The 18,989-nt window shown below is 41.1% G+C and carries 17 protein-coding genes and 6 tRNA genes; 2 read left to right on the forward strand and 21 right to left on the reverse strand.

The annotated features are described in order from the left end of the window. Positions 1 to 31: 31 nt before the first annotated feature. Positions 32 to 1,138 carry an MFS transporter gene (locus O1D97_RS11420; protein ID WP_269125699.1) on the reverse strand — a complete coding sequence of 369 codons (1,107 nt, stop codon included), beginning with the start codon at positions 1,136 to 1,138 and terminating at the stop codon, positions 32 to 34. Between the two features lie 195 nt (positions 1,139 to 1,333). On the opposite strand from O1D97_RS11420, the gene O1D97_RS11425 reads away from it, so the two are divergent. Continuing rightward, a complete protein-coding gene (locus O1D97_RS11425) occupies positions 1,334 to 2,974 on the forward strand; it encodes an alpha-glucosidase (protein WP_269125701.1) in 1,641 nt (546 codons plus the stop codon). A gap of 63 nt (positions 2,975 to 3,037) precedes the next feature. On the opposite strand, the gene O1D97_RS11430 is transcribed toward O1D97_RS11425, so the two are convergent. The 7 genes from O1D97_RS11430 to O1D97_RS11460 form a co-directional block, all read right to left on the reverse strand. Beyond that, a complete protein-coding gene (locus tag O1D97_RS11430) occupies positions 3,038 to 4,330 on the reverse strand; it encodes an NAD(P)/FAD-dependent oxidoreductase (protein ID WP_269125703.1) in 1,293 nt (430 codons plus the stop codon). 104 nt (positions 4,331 to 4,434) lie between these two features. Beyond that, positions 4,435 to 4,881, reverse strand: a complete 447-nt coding sequence (locus O1D97_RS11435; RefSeq protein WP_269125705.1) for a YaiI/YqxD family protein — start codon at positions 4,879 to 4,881, stop codon at positions 4,435 to 4,437. A gap of 188 nt (positions 4,882 to 5,069) precedes the next feature. Beyond that, the gene (locus tag O1D97_RS11440) at positions 5,070 to 6,719 is read right to left on the reverse strand and encodes an electron transfer flavoprotein-ubiquinone oxidoreductase (RefSeq protein WP_269125706.1); all 1,650 of its coding nucleotides are present in this window, start codon (positions 6,717 to 6,719) and stop codon (positions 5,070 to 5,072) included. Positions 6,720 to 6,814: 95 nt separating this feature from the next. Then, positions 6,815 to 8,602, reverse strand: coding sequence for an acyl-CoA dehydrogenase family protein (locus tag O1D97_RS11445; protein WP_269125708.1), 1,788 nt, complete (start codon positions 8,600 to 8,602; stop codon positions 6,815 to 6,817). Between the two features lie 137 nt (positions 8,603 to 8,739). Beyond that, positions 8,740 to 9,819, reverse strand: a complete 1,080-nt coding sequence (locus tag O1D97_RS11450; RefSeq protein WP_269125709.1) for an AraC family transcriptional regulator — start codon at positions 9,817 to 9,819, stop codon at positions 8,740 to 8,742. Positions 9,820 to 9,922: 103 nt separating this feature from the next. After that, positions 9,923 to 10,264, reverse strand: coding sequence for a hypothetical protein (locus tag O1D97_RS11455; RefSeq protein WP_269125711.1), 342 nt, complete (start codon positions 10,262 to 10,264; stop codon positions 9,923 to 9,925). A 99-nt stretch (positions 10,265 to 10,363) separates the two neighbouring features. After that, complete coding sequence (locus O1D97_RS11460; protein WP_269125713.1) at positions 10,364 to 10,807, reverse strand: cytochrome b562; 444 nt, start codon at positions 10,805 to 10,807, stop codon at positions 10,364 to 10,366. Between the two features lie 194 nt (positions 10,808 to 11,001). Here O1D97_RS11460 and O1D97_RS11465 point away from each other — a divergent pair, with 194 nt between their 5' ends. Continuing rightward, positions 11,002 to 11,298, forward strand: a complete 297-nt coding sequence (locus tag O1D97_RS11465; protein WP_269125715.1) for a hypothetical protein — start codon at positions 11,002 to 11,004, stop codon at positions 11,296 to 11,298. A 66-nt stretch (positions 11,299 to 11,364) separates the two neighbouring features. Here O1D97_RS11465 and O1D97_RS11470 read toward each other — a convergent pair whose 3' ends face one another. From O1D97_RS11470 to O1D97_RS11530, 13 genes are all read right to left on the reverse strand, one after another. Continuing rightward, a complete protein-coding gene (locus tag O1D97_RS11470; protein WP_269125717.1) occupies positions 11,365 to 13,794 on the reverse strand; it encodes a Lon protease family protein in 2,430 nt (809 codons plus the stop codon). Between the two features lie 151 nt (positions 13,795 to 13,945). Next, positions 13,946 to 14,752 (reverse strand): TatD family hydrolase, encoded by an 807-nt coding sequence (locus O1D97_RS11475; RefSeq protein WP_269125719.1) that lies wholly within the window; start codon positions 14,750 to 14,752, stop codon positions 13,946 to 13,948. A gap of 3 nt (positions 14,753 to 14,755) precedes the next feature. Further along, positions 14,756 to 15,694 carry a DNA polymerase III subunit delta' gene (gene holB / locus O1D97_RS11480; protein ID WP_269125720.1) on the reverse strand — a complete coding sequence of 313 codons (939 nt, stop codon included), beginning with the start codon at positions 15,692 to 15,694 and terminating at the stop codon, positions 14,756 to 14,758. Further along, positions 15,694 to 16,326, reverse strand: a complete 633-nt coding sequence (gene tmk / locus O1D97_RS11485; RefSeq protein ID WP_269125722.1) for a dTMP kinase — start codon at positions 16,324 to 16,326, stop codon at positions 15,694 to 15,696. Before tmk ends, holB begins: the two co-directional genes overlap by 1 nt. 14 nt (positions 16,327 to 16,340) lie before the next feature. After that, positions 16,341 to 16,805, reverse strand: coding sequence for an endolytic transglycosylase MltG (gene mltG / locus O1D97_RS11490; protein ID WP_269125724.1), 465 nt, complete (start codon positions 16,803 to 16,805; stop codon positions 16,341 to 16,343). After that, on the reverse strand, positions 16,775 to 17,371 hold the full coding sequence (locus tag O1D97_RS11495; RefSeq protein ID WP_269125726.1) for an endolytic transglycosylase MltG: 597 nt from the start codon (positions 17,369 to 17,371) through the stop codon (positions 16,775 to 16,777). The genes mltG and O1D97_RS11495 overlap by 31 nt, the downstream gene beginning before the upstream one ends. A gap of 12 nt (positions 17,372 to 17,383) precedes the next feature. Then, positions 17,384 to 18,187, reverse strand: a complete 804-nt coding sequence (gene pabC, locus O1D97_RS11500; RefSeq protein ID WP_269125727.1) for an aminodeoxychorismate lyase — start codon at positions 18,185 to 18,187, stop codon at positions 17,384 to 17,386. 47 nt (positions 18,188 to 18,234) lie between these two features. Continuing rightward, positions 18,235 to 18,310 (reverse strand) — tRNA-Glu (locus O1D97_RS11505). Positions 18,311 to 18,351: 41 nt separating this feature from the next. Continuing rightward, a tRNA-Glu gene (locus tag O1D97_RS11510) sits at positions 18,352 to 18,427 on the reverse strand. Between the two features lie 62 nt (positions 18,428 to 18,489). Then, positions 18,490 to 18,564, reverse strand: a tRNA-Gly gene (locus O1D97_RS11515). Positions 18,565 to 18,615: 51 nt separating this feature from the next. Beyond that, positions 18,616 to 18,691, reverse strand: a tRNA-Glu gene (locus O1D97_RS11520). Positions 18,692 to 18,753: 62 nt separating this feature from the next. Further along, positions 18,754 to 18,828 (reverse strand) — tRNA-Gly (locus O1D97_RS11525). A 51-nt stretch (positions 18,829 to 18,879) separates the two neighbouring features. After that, positions 18,880 to 18,955, reverse strand: a tRNA-Glu gene (locus O1D97_RS11530). Positions 18,956 to 18,989 lie beyond the last annotated feature (34 nt).

The following is an 18,989-nucleotide window of genomic DNA, read 5'->3' on the forward strand; positions in this document are numbered from 1 at the left end:
TTAGCAAGTAATGTGACTAAAGCAACCACACTCACAATAGCCGCAAAAGTAAAGACGGCATGCCCCCCCCCATTTCCCATATATAACCGGAAAGAATCATGCCACTGCCACCACCAAGGCCAATGGCAAAGGCGCTGTACATGGTTTGACCTTGTGCTGCGTATTTTTCTGGGAAGAGTCTGTGTATCTGTTCAATCGATACCATATGAAACAAAGCAAAGGTGATACAGTGGGTTAACTGTGTAATCAATACAATCCATAAGCTCTCAACATACCACCCCACTAAGATCCAGCGAAAAATGCCCAAGCCAAAACACAAAGCCACAATGTAGACGACGGAAAAACGCTTAACGATATTGCCAAAAAACAAAAATAGCACTATTTCCATCACCACGCCGAAGGAAATAAGTAAGCCTATTTGTTCACCGGAATAGCCTGCATTCGACATGTGTAAGGCTATAAACAAATTATATGGGGCATGAGCCATATAAGACAAAAAGGCTAATAACAAAAAGAATCTGACTTCTTTTTGTTTCAGAAGCGATAAAAATGAACCTGTCTGCTTATCTTTCTCTAGCGGTATCGGTTTTTCATTAAGCAAAAAGGTCATTGCAAAAGAAATTGTAATGAAGACCATCATAAGCGGGATAATAGCCTCAACACCCATTTTAGATATGAGAAAACCACATAGGGTTACCGCACAAATGTAGCCTAATGAACCACCCACTCGAATTCGAGTATACGGCACACCAAGACCCTTAATACTCCTTAACGCCAACGAGTCGGCTAATGGCATTAACGCACTATAAAAAAGCGCCAATATAAAAGTAAGTACCCAAAAAGAGCCATAATCTTGTGCAAAATAGAAAGGAATGACAGCAATAAAAGTGCCGCCCGTTGCAATTTGTAATGTGAGCTTTGGCAACCCCAATCGTGTCGTTAACCACCCCCAAAAATGGGGCACAATAATAGTCGACAAGGTCAGTAGAGACATAATACGACCAATTTCAGACCCAGATAGATCGATCGATCGATAATACATAGAAATATACGGCACCATGGTACCAATAAGACTACAAAAAAAGAAAAAGTAGCCGAATAAAGGCCAAGCAACAGATCTAGCGCGAGCAGAAAACATGGTAAACCTAAATTAACGAGATAAAAGAAGGAGTTCGATAAAATAGTATAGCTAAAAATTTAAAAAGTGCTGTTATTGTTATTCATTTAACATTTAAGAAATTTAACTTATGTATTTTGGTGATAAGTATATAACATTGGCATCATAATCGCTTACTTTATTTCGATATTAGATGCAACTTCAAGGGATAAAAAAATGATAGTAGATAATCCAAATTGGTGGCGTGGTGGTGTTATATATCAAATCTATCCACGCAGTTTTTTTGACTCCAACAACGATGGTATTGGCGATTTACCTGGCATCACCAGTAAGCTCGATTACGTTGCCTCTTTAGGGGTGGATGCCATTTGGCTGTCACCCTTCTTTACCTCTCCAATGAAAGACTTTGGCTATGATGTGTCTGATTATTGTGACGTAGATCCTATTTTCGGCCTTTTATCTGATTTTGATGAATTAATTAACAAAGCGCATTCATTAGGCTTAAGGGTCATCATAGATCAGGTGCTCAATCATACATCTGATCAACATCCCTGGTTTGAAGAATCCCGTAAGAGCCATGATAATGTAAAACAAGATTGGTATGTTTGGGCTGATGCACGTCCAGATGGAACAGCGCCAAACAATTGGATGTCTGTTTTTGGGGGGCCGGCTTGGCACTGGGACAGTCGTCGTTGCCAGTACTATTTACACAATTTTTTGGACAGCCAACCCGATTTAAATTTTCATAACCCCGCTGTTGTTGATGCATTAATGGGGGTATTAGAGTTCTGGCTCAAGCGTGGCGTTGATGGGTTCCGCCTAGACACAGCGAATTTTTTCTATCACGATATCGAACTAAAAAACAATCCACCGAAAGAAGAGATTTTGGAAGGCGGTATTGGGGTAAGACCAGACAACCCCTACGCTTTTCAATTGCATCTATACGATAAGTCGCAACCTGAAAATATCCCTTTTTTACAGCGCATTAGAACCTTAATGAATCGTTATCCAAATACCACGACGGTAGGTGAAGTTGGTTGCGATTTTTCACTTAAAACCATGGCGGAATACACACAAGGCAACGATAAATTGCATATGTGTTATTCTTTTGATTTATTAACTCATGATGCATCTATGGGGCACGTGCGTAACACCATGGAACAAATAGAAAATGCATTAGGTGATGGTTGGCCGTGTTGGACCATTGGTAATCATGATGTAAATCGAGTCGCGTCTAGGTGGTCTCACAACAATCCTAATAGGGAGCAAGCCAAAACCTTTATGGCCATGCTACTTACCTTACGGGGCAGTGTTTGCCTCTATCAGGGAGAAGAACTGGGTCTAGCAGAAGCTGAGCTGGAATTTAGTGACCTAGTTGACCCTTATGGCATTACCTTTTGGCCGGAATTTAAAGGCAGAGACGGTTGTAGAACACCCATACCGTGGAGCAATACAGAAAACGGGGGCTTTAGTGAAGGTAAACCATGGCTACCAGTTGACAAGACCCATTTACCTCAAGCCGTTACCGTGCAACAACAGGATTCGCACTCTGTTATGAGAGCCTACGCTGACTTTTTGGCTTTAAGGAAGTCTCATCCTGAGTTTATAGAGGGCAGCATTCGCTTCTTATATAACGATGATCAGAGCCTGATTTACCTCAGAGAGTTTGAAAGCAACAACACATTGGTTGCAATCAATACCGGTCCTGATAAAAAAACCATCCCTCTTGATGACTATATGGAAAATATAGATAACTTAGAAGCGCTCGCCATACCTGAGAGCATAACGTCTGGACAATTAGTCGAGAAGCAATTGATTTTGGGCGCTTATAGTATTGCTTTGATCACCGTACATTAAGAAAAATTCACATCATAGCGAGCACTACCACGACCCCAATTCTGGTAGTGCTCCTGTATTTCATTAATGCAGTTTCATTTTTGGTTTAACCGCTTTACTGATTTTTTTAACAATCATAATCAGTACCGCTTTGACCCAACCATGAATGGCGATTTGGTGCATTCTATACAGCGAGACATAGACAAAACGAGCAATTCGCCCTTCTATAAACATAGACTTATTCGACAAGTTCCCCATTAAGCTCCCCACAGTACTGTAGCGGCTCAAATTCACCAATGACCCATGATCATGATAGACAAATTCTTTTAATGGCTTATCGGTGAAGCTAGCTACTATGTTGCTATACACCAATGATGCCATTTGATGAGCGGATTGCGCTCTTGGTGGAACAAAGCGCCCATCTTCCTGTTCATAGGCACAACAGTCCCCAATCACATAGATAGAGTCCATTGACTTCGCTTGCAAGTGGGAATCCACTAAAATTTGATTGGCTCTATTTAACTCCAATCCTTTAATCTCTTTAATGAAATCAGGCGCTTTAACTCCAGCCGCCCATACCATAAGGTCAGCCTCAAGCATTTTATCTTCCGCCGTCAGGAACCCCGTTTCTGTCGACTTGACTATCCGAGTGTTTTCATTGACTTGCACACCAAGTCGAGACAGTTCTTTACGGGCTAATGTGGCTATGCGTTCTGGCAATGCCGGTAAGATTCTGTCTCCTGCCTCAATCAAACTGACTTCCATGCGCCTCGAGGACATATTCCTCATACCATAGGCTTTCAGTAGATCCGCCACATGATTCAGTTCAGCCGCCAGTTCAACTCCCGTTGCCCCCGCACCAACAATAGCCAATTTAAGTTTAGCGTCATTATCACTGGTTTGGTGAACCCGTAAAAATTGATTCAAAAGTGCCTGTTGAAAACGCTCCGCTTGCTTATGAGAATCCAGGAAGTAACAATTTTCTTTTACTCCAGGTGTGCCAAAATCATTACTGACACTGCCCACAGCCAATACTAAAATATCATAAGATAAGGAACGTATTGGAAGGATTTGATGGTTTTCCTCATCCACTAAAGCTTCTAATTCAATGCTTTTTTCTTCAGCGTTCATACCAATCATGGTGCCGAGCTGATATTGATAATAATGACGAGCGGAGTGGGCACGATAATTAATACCATCCGTATTAATGTCAAGTGAACCGGTAGCCACTTCGTGCAGTAAGGGTTTCCATATATGAGTGCGGCTTCTGTCTACAAGGATAATTTCGGCTAACCCGCGTCTCCCTAATTTATGACCGAGTTTGGTGACTAATTCAAGTCCACCAGCGCCACCGCCAACGACTATGATTCTTTTCATAAGTGAATTACCTTTAAGTTAAATTTTCTGAAAAAGCGTCTTCAAAAAACGTTTTTTCAGAGAATTCAAAAAAGTAATTACCAATAAAAACTCACGATAGAAGACTAACGCCTTCTAATCAATAACTTGTCTAGTGCATTTGCAAACGCGGCCCTATCTTGATGGTTAAAGCTATCAGGCCCTCCTATATGCTCTCCCGTGCTGCGCATTTGCTCCATGAAATCCCTCATCGCTAAGCGCTGCTTAATATTCTCCTTAGTATAAATTTCTCCACGGGGGTTAATAGCAATGGCCTTTTTCTCAATGACATCCGCAGCCAAAGGTATGTCTGCCGTAATCACTAGATCGTGCTCTTCTACATGATCAACAATGTAGTTATCCGCTTCATCAAATCCTTGAGAAACTTGCTGTCGACTGACCCATTGAGATGGAGGTATGGCAATGAGTTGATTGGCAACCAGTATGCATTCAATTTTCACTCGCTCAGCCGCACGAAATAGAATCGTTTTAATTACATTGGGACAAGCATCCGCGTCTACCCAGATTTTCATTAGACAACCTCTTTACCACAGTAGGACACATTATTCACCTTCAGAGACACTTTATCCAGAGGCAAGCTCATTAAGTCGCATTATTTATTAAGTTTGTGAGAAAAAATCGAAAAGGACCAATTTAGTCTACTAAATTGGTCCTTTAAAAATGCGTTTAAGCAATGAGAACAATAAAGGTGCTTACCTTTTTACATATTTGGATAATTTGGTCCACCAGAACCTTCAGGTGTCACCCAAGTAATATTTTGAGCAGGATCCTTAATATCACAAGTCTTGCAATGAATGCAGTTTTGACTGTTCACCTGAAAAACGGACTCATTCTCCTTCTCAACCACCTCATACACACCAGCAGGACAATAACGTTGTGCCGGTTCAGCATACTGAGGCAAATTCTGTTTAATAGGAATATCTGCATCTGTCAGGCGTAAATGACTCGGCTGATCTTCCTCATGATTCGTATTCGATAAAAACACCGAGGATAATTTATCAAAACTGAGTAAACCATCCGGTTTAGGATACGCAATTTTTTTATGCTTATCCGCCTCTTCTAAAGACGCATAGTCAGGAATGACGTCCGTAAAATTAAAAGGTAACGCACCTGAACATAAGTTTTGATCAATCCAGTTATAAGCACCACCGAAAAAGGTCCCTAATTTGTGCATTACAGGAACAAAGTTACGGCTTTGACGCAATTCTTCACCAACCCAAGAGTTATGAAATGCAGTTGTAAAGTTCGCAAGAGTACTCGGTGGGTTTTCTTGACCTAATGCAGCCACAATCGATTCGGCCGCCAACATACCTGTTTTCATTGCCGTATGTGTGCCTTTAATTTTACCAGGATTCAAGGTTCCAGCATCGCACCCCACCAGCAAACCACCCTCAAATACCATTTCAGGTAAAGAGCGCAATCCACCTTTCGCAATCGCTCTGGCGCCATAAGAAACGCGCTTACCGCCTTTTAAATGATTGGCAATTAGAGGATGATGTTTATAACGCTGAAATTCATCATAAGGGCTTAAGTAGGGGTTTTTGTAATTGAGATCGGTAATTAGCCCCACAACCACTTGATTGTTTTCTAGGTGATATAGGAAACCACCGCCACCAGCTTCTTTTCCTAACGGCCAGCCAGCGGTATGAATGACAGTACCTGGTTTACTTTGCTCCGCAGGCACGTCCCATAGCTCTTTAATGCCCAAGCCGTAATGTTGAGGGTCAACCTTCTTATCTAAACCAAAGCGCTGAATAAGCTCTTTGCCTAAATGCCCGCGACAACCTTCGGCAAAAATCGTGTATTTCGCTTTTAATATCATCCCAGGCATATAGCCGTCTTTTTCAGAACCATCCGCCGCAACACCCATATCGCCCGTAATAATGCCTTCGACACGCCCTGATTCATCATAAGATACATTTGCGGCCGTGAAGCCTGGAAACACTTCAACCCCTAATTCTTCCGCGCGTTCTGACAACCAGCGGCACAAATTCCCCAAACTAATGACATAATTACCTTCATTATGCATCGTCTTCGGAATCATCCAATTGGAAAATTGACGACTGACTTTGTCATCATGCAACCAGTGCAACTCATCAACTTTTACTTCAGTATTCAGTGGCGCTCCGATTTCTTTCCAATTAGGAAACAGCTCCGTTAATGCAATAGGATCTACAACCGCGCCGGATAAAATGTGTGCTCCGACTTCTGATCCTTTTTCAACCAAACAGACACTGATCTCTTTTTCTTGTTCTTGGGCTAATTGCATTATGCGACACGCAGAAGATAGACCAGCGGGGCCACCACCAACAATAACCACATCAAACTCCATCACTTCACGTTCTAACATATCCCCTCCAGCACAGGTATAGTCTACTAATCATAGGATCAATAAGTTTTTAATACACGTTATCTCGCTATCAACATCAGGCTGTAAACATATAATTAGCGTACAAAGCTTGACGATGATAAGGATGATATGGATTCACTGCCCAACATAATAGCCTGATAGTAGCTATATGTGCGAGTCAATATATGCTGACAATAGAAATCAACTGATTGATTCCACGATGCTTTTTGTCTATCAGACAATACATCAGATGAGATCGATTTAGATTGTGCCCTTACTTGTAGCCAACCCCCTATCGTATACCCCATTAGCATCATCAAGGAATAAGCGGATCCCGTTGCATCAATCGGATTATCATTCATTCGTTGCAAACACACTTTCTGCGCTTCAGCCACCTCAACAAGAGCTGCTCTGACACGCTTTATATTATCTAGTAATGTCGAAGCGTCTGAGACTAGGTCCAGTTCAATTACAGAGAGTTCATTTTCAATATCCACCAGCAAGCGCTGAATGCCTTCACCTTGATCCCCCTGAAGTTTTCGACCAATTAAATCCAGAGATTGAATGCCATTTGTGCCTTCGTAAATAGGCAAAATACGGGCATCCCTAGCATGCTGAGCAACACCTGTTTCTTCAATAAAACCAACACCACCATGTACCTGTACAGCTAAAGAGGTAATCTCTTGAGCTTGCTCAGTAATCCAACCTTTTACTATAGGAGTGAATATACCATTTCTCTCATTATGTAATTGCTTTGCCTCACCATCGGCTAAGTTTGCCAAATCAATCTCTACCGCCGCAGTATAGACTAGGGAACGCATGGCATCGATTTGGCTTTTCATTGTCATTAACATCCTCAATACATCAGGGTGCTCTATGATTTCAACTTTTCTGGTGCAATCAGCACTCATTCCTTGCTTACGTTCTTGTGCATATTCTAATGCTTGCTGATAGGCTCTTTCAGAAATAGCCAACCCTTGTAAGCCAACCCCTTGTCGAGCATTATTCATCATAGTGAACATGGCCATTAAACCACGATTTTCTTGGCCTACTAAATAGCCAATAGCGCCATCATTATCACCAAAACTCATCACACAAGTTGGTGAAGCATGTATGCCTAATTTTTTTTCTACAGAAACAGGAATAACATCATTTCGTTCCGATGGGTTTCCGGATGCATCAAGAAGAAATTTTGGAACAATAAATAAAGAAATGCCTTTTACCCCTTCAGGCGCATCCGGCAAACGGGCTAAAACCAGATGAACAATATTCTCTGTCATCTGGTGATCGCCCCAAGTAATAAAGATTTTCTGACCAAAAAGACGATAGTGATCGTCTTCAGGAATGGCTTTCGTTTGAATGGCTGCTAAATCTGAACCCGCAGAAGGTTCCGTCAAATTCATGGAGCCTACCCATTCTCCGCTAATCATTTTAGGTAGATAAGTTTGTTTCAGCTCCTCACTGCCATGGGTTTCTATGGCTTCAATAGCCCCTTGATTAAGTAAAGGACATAAAGAAAACGCTAAATTGGCGGCTTGTACTCCTTCACTTACTGCAGCTGACAAGGCAAAAGGAAGCCCTTGACCTCCATATTCTTCTGCACCAGAAAGTGCACCCCACCCTCCCTCAACATACGCAGAAAAAGCCTCTTTAAACCCTTTTGCCTGGTGTACTTCACCTGCTATTATTTGAGAGCCTTCTTGGTCACCAGAATGATTAATTGGCGCGATAACCTGTTCACACAGTTTGCCAGCTTCATTCAGTATTGCATCAACTAAATCATCAGAGACCTCTTCTGAACGCAATGCATTTAAACGAGAGAAACCTGCTATGTGTTGTAAACTAAAAGTAATATCATTAAGTGGATAACGGTAATCGCTCATTTTTTTATTCTCCGATTAGTACCGATAAAAAAGCACATTTATTTATCCAATATATTGACTGGCTTCAGCCTCTCACTCAATAACACATTTCCTCTAAATCAATGACAAAATCAATCAAACAAGTTTCAGTTAAGCCTTTATCCCTTGCTTACTTCCTTAAACCCCTTCTCGAATTTTAAGTACTCTTCATTTTTTCGATATTCGCCCGGCGTCACCCCAGTCCATTTTTTAAAAGAACGAAAGAAGGCCGATGGCTCATCAAAACCCATTAGCTGAGCGATATCACTAATACTTAGTTGAGGGGCATTCATATATGTAATGGCGGCTTCTTTGCGACATTCATCTTTAATCTGTTGATAAGAGGTTTTTTCCTCATTCAAACGTCGACGTAATGTGGATACACTCATATTAAGAGCTGACGCCACTTCATCAGCACTGAGTACATCCCTTGAAAAATCTTTACCTAACATAGACATTACTTGTGATTTTAAACTGTTATCATTATCTACCATCACCAGTAATTGATATGGTGCTGTTTTTAGAAAACCTCTTAAACTTTCTTCTGTTTGAACAACTGGCAGGTCCAAATAGCTTGATGGGAAAACTAAGGCGTTCGCATGCTGGTTAAACTTTACTTCCGATTGAAATAGGGTTTTATAATAATCCAAGTCGTCTGGGCGTTCGCAAGTAAAATAAGCGGCCTTTAAGGATAAACGCCGTCCAATAAGCCAGCTAATAAAATGATGCCACATAGAGAGAGTCGTACGTAAACGGTCTTGTGACTCGGTATTCATGAGCGCTTCCACATCCTCTTCGGAAGCCGAATCTAATGGCGCAAACGTCACCATGGCATAACGACCTTTTTTGATTAATACCGGTTTAATGATTGGTCCTCGGCATATCTCATAAAAATCACTGCATCGATATAAAGAGTGGGCAAGAGAACGAGCATGGATAATACACAAGCACATCATTCTAAAGGTTCCGTTGGGGATTTTACCCCCACTTAACATGCCAAATGACTCGTCTTGCACTAGAAACATGATGTGCTGATATAGCAATCCATATTTATGAGCAGGAAAAGAGCTTCCAAACTCAATATCTTCCTTAGATATCTCCAGCGATGACAACAATGCGCCGCTATCAACTCCCTGATCTTCAAGCGCCTTCAATAAAAAACGGACACTCGACATGGGAACAAACGCTTTTAAATTCATTTAATCTCTCTTTAACACCAAGGTTCATCAATAAAAAAGGCTGCGAAAGCAGCCTTTTTTAAAACGATAACGTTTGAAACAACCACCGCATTCTTTAATGCCCTTAAAAGGACTCAGAAAATGCATTCATCAAATCATTCGTTGTTAATTCGTCAGTTTGATTTTCTTCTTCAGCGATTACGGTATCCACCGCAACTTCAGTAACAGGTGCTACAAAAGTAAACCGTCTCGGTCTCACTGTCGGTTTCGCTTCTTGAACTTCTGGTAACAAGCCTAATCGAGTCAATTTCTTTTGAGCTTGTTCTTTACGTAGATGCGCTTTTTTAACATGGAAACGGCGCGGCTCTTTTGATTTTTGAGCTTTACGCTGCTCTTTCATCATCTCTTTCGTGCCAGTTTTACCTAGTTTTCCACGCATTGTGCGTGATTTCTTTGATCGTGCCATGATTTCCTCACTATATTGCAGGTAAATTGTAGCAGTCTTAAGCAGTGCCGTCACTGTACTTTACCAGTCAAAAAATAAACCAGCGCATTTAATTACTTTTTAACACTCAATTTGAAAAGTACGGTGCCCTATCTTACGTAATTTACCGACCTCTTTAACCAATTCTTTCACTTGATCCTGATCAGAGTTTGTTATCGCTACTTTAAGTTGTGAAAATACATCAGAAGTTTTATCTATGGCATTTTGGTAGTCTGACGTGCGTTTAGCTAACTCTTCTCCTGATAATTCTTTCTCTAAGAAAAGGTAGGGTGTTTCAGATCGTGATAAGGTTAAGTTTTTCTGTATAGAATCAATTCTTATTAAGGCGTTTTGCGTTTTCCCCGTACGAATTTCAAAAGACAATGACTTCAGGTCTGTTTTCATGTCTTCCATATATTCATGTAATTTAGTCGACTCACATTGTCCATGACCATGAGCATAAACCGGTGCATTGAATGCCGCAACCATTAAGGATGCCGTTAACAGGGTTCTAAAGGAATTCATAATCGATTCACTCTCCAAAATATATTGCTGGTAATTTAAACTAAACCGTCGAGCAAGTTAAACGTCTTTACAGCACTTTTTCGAAAGCGAAGAAGATTTACATCTTCAGATACTTTTTATTCTAAAAACGGTAGACTTGGAAAATAATTAACGGCTAACTAAGACTTTTTATTTCACAAATAGAAATATACACCATGCATTTATCTTTCTTAATACCTTATGCCATTCCTGTAGCGCTGGCTGTATCTAGCTTATCACTTTATGCCGAGTGCCGTGATTTAGACAGTATCAAGTCATCCAATGAAAAAGCTTTGAAACTCTTACCGGGGGAAGTTTTTTTACCTGGACGAGTATTAAAGAAACACCATCCAAGTGAGATAAAAGAAGTAGCCAGTTACATAAAATCTGGTGACCTATACTACACTGTCTTTTCGCATATAAATGCAGAATGTAAGGCCACATTAATAAAACGCACCAACGGAAAACACTAACCGTGCCGTATCACCACTGATATAAAGTGGCGCTACGGCTACAGAATCGCGATCTAAAAATTACACCTACGCCTTTTCCGAGGTGCCTTTTTCTGCATTCTCCTCTTCTTCGTCGCCTTCCTCTTCGCCAAGCTTAGAGATCTCTTCCAGTTTTTGTATCACTCTTGCGTTGATCGTCCCTTCAGGATATTCCCCTTCCGCATTAACTACTCCCGCTTCAACCCCTGTCAATAAAGCTAAGGCTTCATCCGCTGTTGCAATGGTATAAATAGAAAATTGCCCAGCCGATACGGCGTCCAATACATCATCTGATAACATTAAATTATTCGCATTAGATTTAGGAATTATAACGCCTTGGGATCCGGTCAATCCTCGAGCATGACAAACATTAAAGAAGCCTTCAATTTTTTCATTTACACCACCAATCGCCTGTACTTCACCATATTGATTCAACGAGCCCGTGATAGCCAAATCCTGACGCAATGGCACTTGCACTAAGGCCGAGAGTAAACAGCACAATTCTGCTGTTGAGGCACTGTCACCATCTACATAACCATAGCTTTGCTCCATAGCGATGGAGGCGGATATATCTAGAGAGAACTTCTGGGCATACTTATTACCAAGATACCCTGACAGAATTAACACGCCTTTCGAATGAATATTTTGCCCAAGGTTAGACTCTCTTTCAATATCAATGATGCCTTTGCCTCCAGGGTACACGGTTGTAGATATCCGTGCAGGCGCACCAAAACTACTGTCACCAATTTGCATCACGGTTAAACCATTAATCTTACCAACTGCCACACCGTCACTTTCAAGCAACACAGTACCATCAACAATTTCTTCAATGATTTTTTCACTTACACGACCTGTACGGTGTTTTTTCGCCTTTAAAGCGCGCTTTATATGAATATCCGTTGTCAAATCGTCTTTTGCTAATTGACGAATGAAATCGGCTTCACCTAGAAGTTCAAACACGTCACCAATTCGAGCAGACATTTCCTTTTGATGCTCTGCAAGACGACTACTGTATTCAATCAAGGTAGCAACCCCAGCTTGTGTCACATCGGCATAGTTTTCTTTTAACACTCGATCGTTCAGTAGTCTTGCAAAAGCCATTTCTGATTCTTTATTGCGCTTTAGCGTGTCATCAAAATCAACTAAAACACGAAACATATCTTGGAAATCCGGATCGGCATCTTGTAATAAATAATAAATTTCACGAGAACCAATTAAGACCACTTTCACTTTCAATGGAATGTCTTCTGGAGCCAAGGTTGTCGTATTTGTTAAGCCTAAATCAGAATAAGGATGCTCTATTTTTAAGGTTTTACTTTTTAGCGCTCTTTTTAAGGCTTCCCATAAATAATGATCTGTCAGTAACTTTTCAGCATCTAGAATCAGATAGCCACCATTAGCCGCATGTAGGCTTCCAGAACGTATCAAGCGATGATTAGTAATTAACATACCCTGATCACTACTGTATTCAACCTGACCAAAAAGGTTGCGATAGGTTGGATGGGCTTCATAAATGACAGGCACCCCCCCATCGATCTGATGAGTCACCGCGACATTGGGTACGTAAAGTTCCTCATAGGCCTGACGCCTTCCCGCATCATCACGACTTTCTGCGACTTTATCATCAACCATTTGATCAATGATATTTTTATCTAAGTCGCTTCGCATGGCTTTTAAGTAGGCAATTACGGCATCATTTTCACTGTAATACTCAAACAGAGGTGTCATAAATGGATCCAGCGCTTCTTTCACTGTATCTAAATTTAACCGCTTATGTTGTTCATAGGTTGTGCGCTTCCATTGCGGCAAAATAAGCAGTTCGTTATTCAATCTATGTTCTAATTGGGAAACACCTTCTTGGAAATAGTCTCGTTCATCATCTGATAAAGCCGCAAATTCATTATCTTCCAATGCTTTACCATCTCTCATTGGGGCAAAGCTCACTGAAGAAGCATCGCGATACATAGCAACACCAATTTTTACCGCTTCTTTTTCTACTTTATTAATGGCCGATTCGTACAGTTCATTAAACTCACGATCTATAGCGCTTTTCTGCTGTTGATAGGTTGGGTTTTCAAAGGCAGCAGGAAAACTGACCATTAAGCCGTCGATCACTTCCTTAATATGATCTTCAAATACTTTGGCTTGACTAGGAGCAAACTCAATGGCTTTTGGGGAACGACTATCATCGAAATTATGTACATAAGTCCACTCTTGTGGGGCCGCCTGACGTTTAGCTTCACCTTTTAGATAACTCATCACATAGGATGAACGACCAGTGCCTGAATCCCCCATAGCATAAATATTGTAGCCTGGCCTTTGCATGGCTACACCAAATTGAATCGCTTCAACGGCGCGCTCTTGACCTAATATGCCGTTTAATGGATCAAGCTCAGATAGGGTTGAAAACTCAAGATGGGATTTGGGAACTTTTGCACATAATTGATCTATTGAAAGTGGGCTTACCGTAAATGTCATTCATTATCTTCCTAAGTCGTTACGAGCAATTGGATTGAGTAAACACAATTGCCTCGAATAAAGTATTTTTCTGATGTTGGACTCAATATAAACCGATTAAGCAATATAAAACACTGAAAACCGCTTTATATTGCATCCTGTATTTATATCATTAACCTATTAATTTAAGCGTATTTAAGGCAGAGGCTCGCTTAAAGTGACCATAGAAATTATTGGCAGTGGTTTCCAGTAACGCTTCATAGCGCACCCCTTTAATATCGGCGACAAACTGAGCGACTTCCGCCACGTACTTAGGCTCGTTTTTCTTACCTCTAAAGGGTATCGGTGCTAAATACGGCGCATCAGTTTCTACTAACAATCGATCAAGAGGTATTTTTTTAACAACATCCCTTAATTCTTGCGCATTCTTAAAGGTAACAATACCAGAAATAGAAATCAGATAATTCTCATCTAATGCTTGTTTTGCCATCTCATAGGACTCAGTAAAGCAGTGCAATACCCCACCAGATTCAATATTACCGTACTCTTTAAGCAACTCGATGGTATCTACTCTTGCTTCCCTAGTATGGACAATAACAGGTAAATCAAGAGACCCTGCGATAGATAAATGCAGAGCAAAACTGTCTCGCTGCGCCTGATGAATCTTTTTATCGGACTCATAGTGGTAATCAAGACCGGTTTCTCCTATTGCAATCACTTTTTCGTGCTGCGCAAATTCAAGCAATTCCTTTTCGTCTTTTAACAAACCTTTTGTATGCAAAGGATGAACGCCAGCGGATGCATATACACCCTCTCTGTTAGTAAATTCTAAGATGCTTGGCAGACTGTCTAAATCTACCGAAATGCTCACCAACTGCTTTACACCAGCATTGACGGCCGCATCTAATGCAAGATCTAAGCGCCCCTCATACGGGGATAAATCCAGTCCATCTAGGTGACAATGTGTATCGATCAACATAAATTAGTTAAACCATTTGTTTATTTGGGATTTAAATTGCATAGGGGCATTTAAATTAGTACGCCCTAAACTGTCTTTTAGTGCCTGAAGTGACTCATAGGATGAAAGTAATTTGTGCACACCAAACCGTGAAATCATTTTTTCATACAAGCTTGCATGCATCGCTGAGCGATCATTGGAGACGGAAAAAATCAACGCTTGATGACATAATGCTTGAACCGCTTTTAAGTAATTCAATACATTTTTGTTATCCACGGCATTTAAAAAAATCGCTAACTCTGATTGAGATTGCATGCCACTTTGAAAAGCATCAGGAAAATCGAAATAGAAACGGTCCTTTCCTGAATCCGCCAATTCCGCTAACTCATACGCCTGCTGAGTTAGCCAAAAAAGTGTGTCTAGCCTCTTTTCTGGATACCGCAATTCAAGCCACTCTCTTACTTCAAGTTGGTTTGGTGTGGGTACATTAACTAACAAGCAGCGACTGCGAATAGTAGGCAGTAAACTGGCTGCTTGAAAAGCCGTCAATAAAAAGAAGGTTCCGCTTGGCGGCTCTTCAAGTATTTTAAGTAAAGCATTTGACGCATTGGCATTCATATTTTGTACATGCATCATATGCAATACTTTTGTTTTGCCCACTTGCGATTTCTGAGAAACTTTTTTGCTTAATGTTCTGATTTGATCCACTTTAATGCTTTCGATACGACCATCAATAACATAAAAATCAGGATGTGTATTAGCCTTCATTAATTCACAAGAATGGCAGACCCCGCATGCATTAGAAGATCGCTCACACATTAGGTCAATAGCAAATTGAGAGGAAAGCACCTCTTGGCCTACTCCCTCAGGCCCAATAATGAGGATGGCATGAGATAATGCCCGGGACTCTTTTAGCGACAAAAGCTGCTGATATTCTTTTTGTAACCAGGCAGGCAAAGACATTAATTCACACTCGATTCAAATATTTGTGTCAAAACATCATCAATGTCACCTAATACGAGGTCTAATGCTTGGCTGGCATCAATAACAGAAAAACGCTTAACATCCGCCTTTGCCCTGTCCATAAATCCTGAACGCACTGACTCATGAAATAATACAGATTCTTTATCCAAACGATCTATTTTCTGCCTTGCTTGCACTCTCGCCAAACCAATCTCTACCGGCACATCCAATAAAATGGTTTTATCTGGTAGACACTGACCAACCACCCAATCCGTTAAGGTTGAAATTATGGCTAAATTTCCTTGTCGAGCGACACCCTGATAAACAAAAGAGGAATCAACAAATCGATCTGAAATCACACAGACTCCAGAATCAAGAGCCGGTTTTATTTTTTCATTAATATGTTGTGCTCTTGATGCAAAGACCAACAACAGTTCTGTCATATCATGGACTTTTTCATCTCGTTCATTAAGCACAAGAGAACGAATTTCTTCCGCAAGAGGGGTTCCCCCTGGCTCACGAGTCGTGATGAAGGGAATATTTCTCTCATCTAACCAAGACAAAATGTGCGCAAGGCTGGTTGACTTACCGCTACCTTCACCCCCTTCTAAAGAAATAAATTTACCTCTCATACCCTATAACCCTGCTATTTTTCTTTTGGTGATGAAGTGTAATCTGAACGCCGTTGAAAACGCTGATACTGCGCAACAGCATTATTATGCTCTCTTAAAGTACGAGAAAACGCATGGGTTCCATCCCCTTTGGCCACAAAATACAAGGCATCCGTTTCTCCTGGAGAAACCGCTGCCACAATAGATTCTTTACCAACATTGGCAATAGGTGTAGGAGGCAAACCAAAGATACGATACGTATTGTAAGGATTTTCGGCTCTAAGGTGAGCTCTTGTTAAATTGCCATCAAATGCTTCACCTAATCCATAAATAACAGTGGGGTCGGTTTGAAGGCGAATATTCTTTCTTAACCTATTTACAAATACTTTTGAAATAAGAGGCCTTTCTGACGCATCCCCTGTCTCCTTTTCAATAATCGATGCTAGAATAAGCGCTTCATAGGAATCATTTAGGGGGAATTGCTGTCTTTTTCCTTCCACACCCCCTCTAGTACATCCATCAGCTTTTTATGAGATCGCCTTAAAATGGCCACATCCGTATCGCCTTTGTAGTATTGATAGGTATCAGCAAAAAAAAGTCCTTCTGAATTCGGATATGGAAGATTCAACTTTCTAGATATTTCTATGTTGGAAAGACCACTCAGGGTCATTTTAATATTTCCCTTTTTCGTCAGGGTATCCATAAACTCACGAGTGGTATGCCCTTCAAGCAAGGTCACTTTGTAATGAATCGCGTCACCAGAATCAAATTTAGCTAATACATCCAATACATTCATTTGCGGAGTAATTTCATACTCACCCACTTTCGATACCCATTGGGGGTTTAGTCTTGATGCGACTCTCATTAGAAGTGAATGATATATCCATCCACGCGCCTCCATTTGAGAGCCAATTCTTGTTGTTGTATAACCAGGCTTCACTTCATAAATCATTGGCTCATTAAGCATTAGAGGCTGAGTAATTCCATAATATAAACCTCCTGCAAACACACCAATCAGCATGATCGCAATTAATAATAAACGCCATAACCACTTTATAACAGACATGCACTACCTAGCTTAACAATTCAAAAGGACTTTGATTTTACGGGTATTAATGCCGATTGGAAACGATTGTCCAATAAAATTCGTAATAGGCACTATACCCATTAAGCTATTGGTGATAAAAATTTCGTCCGCCGCCTGCATATCCTTAACAAGATAGCGGCCGATTTCAACAGGAAAGCACTCGTTTTCGACCAAAATCCGACTCCGCATGGTTCCTTGGACACCACTGCCATCTAATAAGGGTGTTTTCAGCCCCCCTTCAGCAAACCAAAATAAATTACTCTGAATACACTCAACCACAAACCCGTTAGCATCGAGCATCACATCTTCAAAACAACCTTCAGTTAAGTTTGTCTTGGCCATCACATTTTCCAATCTATTTAAATGCTTTATACCAGCAAGGTAACGATTAATATTTGAAGGCACAGAGGAAACGCCAAGGGCCACACCCGATTGAGCAATTTTGGTATAGTCGGGAGCCATTGAGGTGGAAATGATAACATTAGGAACGGCGACGGCACTGGGTAAATACCCACGACCGCCCTCACCTCTCGTTACTATCACTTTAAAAACATGGGAACGAGTGTAAGATAAGGCAAGGTCATTTAGAAAAAAAGCCAATTTAGAAAGATCATCCGAACCAAAAGGTATCCGTAGGGCCAAGCAGCCTTTAGACAATCTTGAAAGGTGTCCATTTAAATTTTGAACACTTCCATTAGAGACTAAAATTGTTTCGAACAAACCATCTCCATAGGAAATGCTTCTATCTACTAAGGAAAGGGTATTGGATGGAGAGTAGTTAAGAAAGGTAGCCATAAGTATTACTTGATTTAATTGCGATAAAATAGTCTAACGCAAATAAATGGCGTCCCATAGGGGGTTCGAACCCCTGTTACCGCCGTGAAAGGGCGGTGTCCTAGACCTCTAGACGAATGGGACGTACGTTTATTTCTGATAACACAGAAAAATTAAAAATTAAATGGCGTCCCATAGGGGGTTCGAACCCCTGTTACCGCCGTGAAAGGGCGGTGTCCTAGGCCTCTAGACGAATGGGACACAACAACCTATTTCTAGGTTCCAACAATCTTAAGCCAATGCCTAACATCATTAGTAAAAATTGGAGCGGGAAACGAGGCTCGAACTCGCGACCCCAACCTTGGCAAGGTTGTGCTCTACCACTGAGCTATTCCCGCATATTTATCTGCTGCCCTATTAACGCTTGCAACAAAATAAATCAGTAAAAATGGCGTCCCATAGGGGGTTCGAACCCCTGTTACCGCCGTGAAAGGGCGGTGTCCTAGACCTCTAGACGAATGGGACGCAACAACCTATTTCTAGGTCTCAATAACCTTAAGCCAACGCTTAACATCATCAGTAAAATTTGGAGCGGGAAACGAGGCTCGAACTCGCGACCCCAACCTTGGCAAGGTTGTGCTCTACCACTGAGCTATTCCCGCACATTCATCTGCCGCCCTCTTAACGCTTGCAACAAAATAAACCAGTAAAAATGGCGTCCCATAGGGGGTTCGAACCCCTGTTACCGCCGTGAAAGGGCGGTGTCCTAGACCTCTAGACGAATGGGACGCAACAACCTATTTCTAGGCTTTAATAATCTTAA

It is taken from the genome of Marinomonas phaeophyticola (genome assembly GCF_026966905.1).
Classification (GTDB): domain Bacteria; phylum Pseudomonadota; class Gammaproteobacteria; order Pseudomonadales; family Marinomonadaceae; genus Marinomonas; species Marinomonas phaeophyticola.